Source organism: Nitratidesulfovibrio liaohensis (genome assembly GCF_011682075.1).
Taxonomy (GTDB): Bacteria; Desulfobacterota; Desulfovibrionia; order Desulfovibrionales; family Desulfovibrionaceae; genus Cupidesulfovibrio; species Cupidesulfovibrio liaohensis.
In genome coordinates, this window is sequence record NZ_VSMK01000204.1 from 1 (window position 1) to 4,712 (window position 4,712).

Sequence of the window (4,712 nt, forward strand, 5' to 3'; positions counted from 1 at the left end):
CTGCGGCGTGACCGACATCCGTGCCGACCTTTTGCCCGCCGACAAGACCGCTGCCGTGGCCGCGCTGGTGGCCGAAGGCGAACGGGTGGCCATGGTGGGCGACGGCGTCAACGATGCGCCCGCGCTGGCCACCGCGCACCTTGGCATCGCCATGGGCGGCATCGGCAGCGACGCGGCCATCGAAACCGCCGACATCACCCTGATGTCCGATGACCTCGGCAAGCTGCCGTGGCTGGTGCGCCATTCGCGCCGCACCCTGGGCGTCATCCGCCAGAACATCGGCTTTGCCCTGGGGCTGAAGGCGCTGTTTCTGGGCCTTGCCGTGTTTCAGGTGGCCAGCCTGTGGATGGCCATCGTGGCCGACATCGGCGGCTCGTTCCTGGTGATCATGAACGGCCTGCGCCTGCTGCGGCCCAAGGCGTAGGGCGTGGCCGCCCGGCAATGGCCGGGCAGGATGGCAAATCAAAACGCGGGGCGGACGGTCGCCCCGCGTTGCGTTTGCGTTGCGGTCAGTGGGTGGGGAAGGGCGGTTCAGGCCGCCACGGCGGCGAATGCGGCCCCAGTCAGGGCTGCCAGATCGGACGGGGAGAGTTCTATTTCCACGCCACGGCGGCCCGCGCTGACGTAGATGGTGGGGTATTCCCGGGCCGAGGCGTCGATGACCGTGGGCAGGCGCTTTTTCTGGCCCAGCGGGCTTACGCCGCCCACCACGTAGCCGGTCACGCGCTCGGCCACGGCCACGTCGGCCATGGCGGCCTTCTTGGCGCCCACCACGCGAGCCAGCTGCTTCAGGTCCAGCTGGTGCAGCACGGGCACCACGGCCACCACCAGGCCGTCGCCAGCGGCCACCACCAGGGTCTTGAACACCCGGGCCGGGTCCACGCCCAGCTTGTCCGCCGCCTCGCGGCCATAGGATTCCGCCGCCGGGTCGTGGGTGTATTCGTGAATGGTGTAGGCGATCTTGGCCTTTTTGGCGCGGTCGATGGCCGGGGTCATGGGGTTCCTCCCTGCGAATGCTGTCGAAGGCTGGCGCGGGCCAGCGGACCGAACAAGTTCCGATACCGCGCTTACCCCCGTTGCGCCCGACGCGCAACGATCCGCCCCGGCCCCGCGGCGGCATTCCCCGGTCAGCGGTTGCTCGCCTTGGCGGGCATGTCTATGTGTGGCGGTACGTCCCTTTTTTTCAGGAGCAGTGCATGAAGTTTTTCCGTCAGATCCTTCCGGCCACCCTCGTGGTGCTGGCCCTGCTTGCACAGTTGGTGCTATCCGGCGCCGCCCACGCCTTCTTCGGCTTCGGCGGCAAGTATGAAACCTTGCAGCCGCAAGGCGAGACCATCCGCATCAAGGCCGCCGACATCACCCCCACGGCGAAGTTCTACGCCATCAGGGACGGCGGCACCGAAATCCGCTTCTTTGTGGTGAAGGGGCCGGACGGCACCCCCCGCGCCGCGCTGGACGCCTGCGACGTGTGCTGGCGCGAGGGCAAGGGCTACCGCCAGGAAGGCCCCAACATGGTGTGCGAGAACTGCGGCATGGTCTTCAACACCGCGCGCATCAACGAGGTGCGCGGCGGCTGCAACCCGCATCCGCTGGAACGCACCATGGACGGCGGCGACCTGCTGCTGCGCGTGGCGGAGTTGAAGGCCGGGGCCAGGTACTTCGCCACCGCGAAGTAAGCCCAAATGGTCCTTTCGCCCGTTGGCTGACCGACCCAAAGGGCGCGAAACGTGGCCGTTGGGCGAGCTTGCGAGCCCCACGGACATCGTGCGCAACGAGGTCAAGCTTCGTCCGCCACTCGGGCGAATACGGCATGAGTACGCGTTGCGGTCCTCATCCGTAAAAGTTCGCTTCGCTCACGTAACGGCTGAGGCACTCCCTCATTGCGGGACTCGTTTTCCTTGCCAACGAACGGAAATCCTCATTTGGGGATAGTCTTGGAGCGGGAGCGAGCAACCCCGCCCGCGAGCACATCATGAACATCCTGACCATTCCGTTGCGCTGCGCCCGCAAGAAGTGGCTGCGCACCCTCTCGCTGTTCTGCATCTTCACCCTGGGGGTGGCCTCCATCGTTGCCCTGCGCGAGGTATCCGCCGTGGTGGGCGAAAGCCTGGAGCGCAAGCTGACCAGCTTTGGCGCCAACATCATGGTTTCCCCCGCGCGGGAGACGCTGACCGTCAGCTACGGCGGCCTGCCCCTGGGCGACCTGCTGCTGGACGAGGGGCATCTGGCCCATGCCGAGACGGTCCGGCGCATCCGGTCCATCGAATTCAGCGCCAACATCGCCGGCGTGGCCCCCAAGCTGGTGACCATGGCCCGCATCGGCTCGCCCGCAGGGGCGGCCACGCCCGTGGCGCCGTTGCCGGTTGCGGTTGTTGGCGTTGACTGGCCGGAGGAACTTTCGCTGAAGGGCTACTGGGGCATTGACGGCGCCACTCCCAAGACTCCGGAAGGCGCGCTGGCGGGCCACGCCGTGGCCGCGCGGCTGGGCCTTGCGCCCGGCAGCGTGGTGGACGTAAACGGCCATGCGGTGACCGTCACCGGGGTCATCGGGGCCACCGGCAGCGACGACGACAACGTGCTGCTGGCGGACATCGGCTTCGTGCAGCGGGCCTTCAACCTGCCGGACAAGGCCAGCTTCGTGGAAGTGGCGGCCCTGTGCGCGGGCTGCCCCATCGACGACATCGTGGCCCAGCTGCGCGCCGCGCTGCCGGGGCAGGACATCAAGGCCCTGCGCCACGTGGTGGAGCAGCGCATGTACTCCGTGCACTTTGCCCAGCAGCTGGCGCTGGTGGTCAGCCTGGTCATCCTGCTCACGGCCTGCGCCATGGTGGTCATGTCCATGCTGTCCGCCGTCAACGAGCGGCGGCGCGAGATCGGCATCCTGCGGTCGGTGGGCTTTTCGCGCTCCGGCGTGTTCACCGTGTTCGCGTCCGAGGCGTTGCTGGTGGGCGTGGCCGCCGGACTCGCGGGGTACCTGTCCGGCCACGGGCTGGCCCTGAGGGTGCTGGCGCTGCTGCACATGGCCGACGTGGCCCCGCCCCCGTTCAGCCTTGCGGCCCTGGCCCTGACGACAGGCGGCATCGCCGCCGTGTCCGTGCTGGCTGCGGCCTTCCCGGCGTGGAAGGCGTCGCGCGTGGAGCCTGCTGCCGCGCTGGTGTCCCTGTAGCCGGTTGCCGCTATGGTCTTTTTGCCCTCTGCCTTCGTCAGAATGCTTTTTTATTCCGGCAGAATACCACAAAAGCGCGCTGCGGTCCCCATCCGTAAGATTCGCGCTGCGCGCTCACCAACGGCTGGGGCATGCTCCCTCCATAAAAAAGCCATTCTTCCTTGGCAGAGGACAAAAATCCTCATAGCGGCGACAGAGTGTGACCGCGAAGAGCACCCTCCCTCATTTCCTTCCCTGCATAGTTCTGTTTGTTGAAGAAAGGCACCACATGACCACAGACCACACCGCCCACACCGCCAGCGCTCCGGCCATCATCGAGGCGCGCGACCTTTGCAAGAGCTATCCGGCCACCGACGGCGGCGCGCCCGCGCCCGTGCTGCGCGGCGTTTCGCTGCGCGTGTCCCCTGGTGAGTTCGTGGCCGTGGCGGGCCGTTCCGGCTCGGGCAAGTCCACCCTGCTCAACGTGCTTGCCTCGCTGACCCTGCCCGATTCGGGCACGGTGCTGTTCGACGGGCAGGACATCACCCGCGTGTCCGAGGCCCGGCGCAACCGCCTGCGCCACAGCGACTTTGCCGTGATCTTTCAGGCCCACCACCTGATGCCCTACCTGACCGCGCTGGAAAACGTGCTGCTGCCGTTCATGAACGGCCTTGCGCCGGTGCCCGCCGCCATGGCCGAAAAGGGCCGCAGCGTGCTGGACCGGGTGGGGCTTTCCGGCAAGGCCGGGTCGCTGCCGGGCGCGCTTTCCGGCGGGGAGCAGCAGCGCGTGGCCATCGCCCGCGCACTGGTGCGCGACGCCCGCGTGCTGTTTGCCGACGAACCCACCGGCAGCCTGGATACCGCCACGGGCGAGGCCATCATGGAACTGCTGGCCGAACTTGGCCGCGACGGCCTGACCACGGTGATGGTCACCCACAACCCGGACTATGCCCGCCGCGCCCACCGTACCCTGATCATGCGTGACGGCCTGATGGTGGACAGCCAGGCCTGACAGCCTGGCCTGACGGTCTGGACTGGCGGGCAGCCCGATCCGGCGGGCTGCGGCGGCGCAGCCGTCAGCGACGGATGATTGTGGCGGGCTTGCGGTCTTTGCCGTGCCGCGCATGCGAAGGGGGGCGTTTCCGCCCCCTTCGTGTTGTGCGCACCCGCCGTTGCGCTGTTCCCCCGTGACGCCGACCGCAGCGCAAGGCCATGCGGTTTCCGCCACCGGGGTGGCGGGCGCATCGCGCACGATTTCAGGCCGGGTGCGACCCCGGCGCAAAACCGTTCAGACCAGATGCAGCGCGGTGATGCCCGCGACCAGCAGGGCCATGCCCAGCCACGCGACGGCGGTGGGCCGCTGGCCCAGCATGGCCCAGCCGCCCAGCGAGGTGCCCAGGATGCCGAAACCGCCCCACATGGCGTAGGCCACGGACAGATCCATGCCCCGCGTGGCGTAGGCCAGGCAGGTGAATGCCAGACCCACCAGCGCCAGCGCCCCCAGCGCCGGGCCGCGCCGGGTGAACCCGTGCGAGCGGGCCAGCAGCAGGTTGGCCCCCACGTCCAG

6 protein-coding genes are annotated in these 4,712 nt (G+C 68.4%); 4 read left to right on the forward strand and 2 right to left on the reverse strand.

Annotated elements, in window-relative coordinates:
- Positions 1 to 424, forward strand: a 424-nt coding sequence (locus tag FVW27_RS08015; protein ID WP_167124179.1) for an HAD-IC family P-type ATPase, incomplete at its 5' end; no start/stop codon positions are given.
- Positions 425 to 531: 107 nt separating this feature from the next.
- Here FVW27_RS08015 and ybaK read toward each other — a convergent pair.
- On the reverse strand, positions 532 to 996 hold the full coding sequence (gene ybaK, locus FVW27_RS08020; RefSeq protein WP_167124181.1) for a Cys-tRNA(Pro) deacylase: 465 nt from the start codon (positions 994 to 996) through the stop codon (positions 532 to 534).
- A gap of 200 nt (positions 997 to 1,196) precedes the next feature.
- On the opposite strand from ybaK, the gene FVW27_RS08025 reads away from it, so the two are divergent.
- The 3 genes from FVW27_RS08025 (at position 1,197) to FVW27_RS08035 (ending at position 4,157) form a co-directional block, all read left to right on the forward strand.
- Positions 1,197 to 1,676 (forward strand): DUF2318 domain-containing protein, encoded by a 480-nt coding sequence (locus tag FVW27_RS08025; RefSeq protein WP_167124183.1) that lies wholly within the window; start codon positions 1,197 to 1,199, stop codon positions 1,674 to 1,676.
- Positions 1,677 to 1,972: 296 nt separating this feature from the next.
- The gene (locus FVW27_RS08030; protein WP_167124185.1) at positions 1,973 to 3,166 is read left to right on the forward strand and encodes an ABC transporter permease; all 1,194 of its coding nucleotides are present in this window, start codon (positions 1,973 to 1,975) and stop codon (positions 3,164 to 3,166) included.
- A 268-nt stretch (positions 3,167 to 3,434) separates the two neighbouring features.
- Positions 3,435 to 4,157 (forward strand): ABC transporter ATP-binding protein, encoded by a 723-nt coding sequence (locus tag FVW27_RS08035; protein ID WP_167124187.1) that lies wholly within the window; start codon positions 3,435 to 3,437, stop codon positions 4,155 to 4,157.
- A 276-nt stretch (positions 4,158 to 4,433) separates the two neighbouring features.
- Here FVW27_RS08035 and FVW27_RS08040 read toward each other — a convergent pair.
- Positions 4,434 to 4,712: SMR family transporter (locus tag FVW27_RS08040; RefSeq protein WP_167124189.1), on the reverse strand; the 279-nt coding region annotated here is incomplete at its 5' end.

Coding starts and splice junctions, on each gene's coding strand:
- ybaK (WP_167124181.1), bottom strand. CDS start 996: ATGACCCCGGCCATCGACCGCGCCAAAAAGGCCAAGATCGCCTACACC.
- FVW27_RS08025 (WP_167124183.1), top strand. CDS start 1,197: ATGAAGTTTTTCCGTCAGATCCTTCCGGCCACCCTCGTGGTGCTGGCC.
- FVW27_RS08030 (WP_167124185.1), top strand. CDS start 1,973: ATGAACATCCTGACCATTCCGTTGCGCTGCGCCCGCAAGAAGTGGCTG.
- FVW27_RS08035 (WP_167124187.1), top strand. CDS start 3,435: ATGACCACAGACCACACCGCCCACACCGCCAGCGCTCCGGCCATCATC.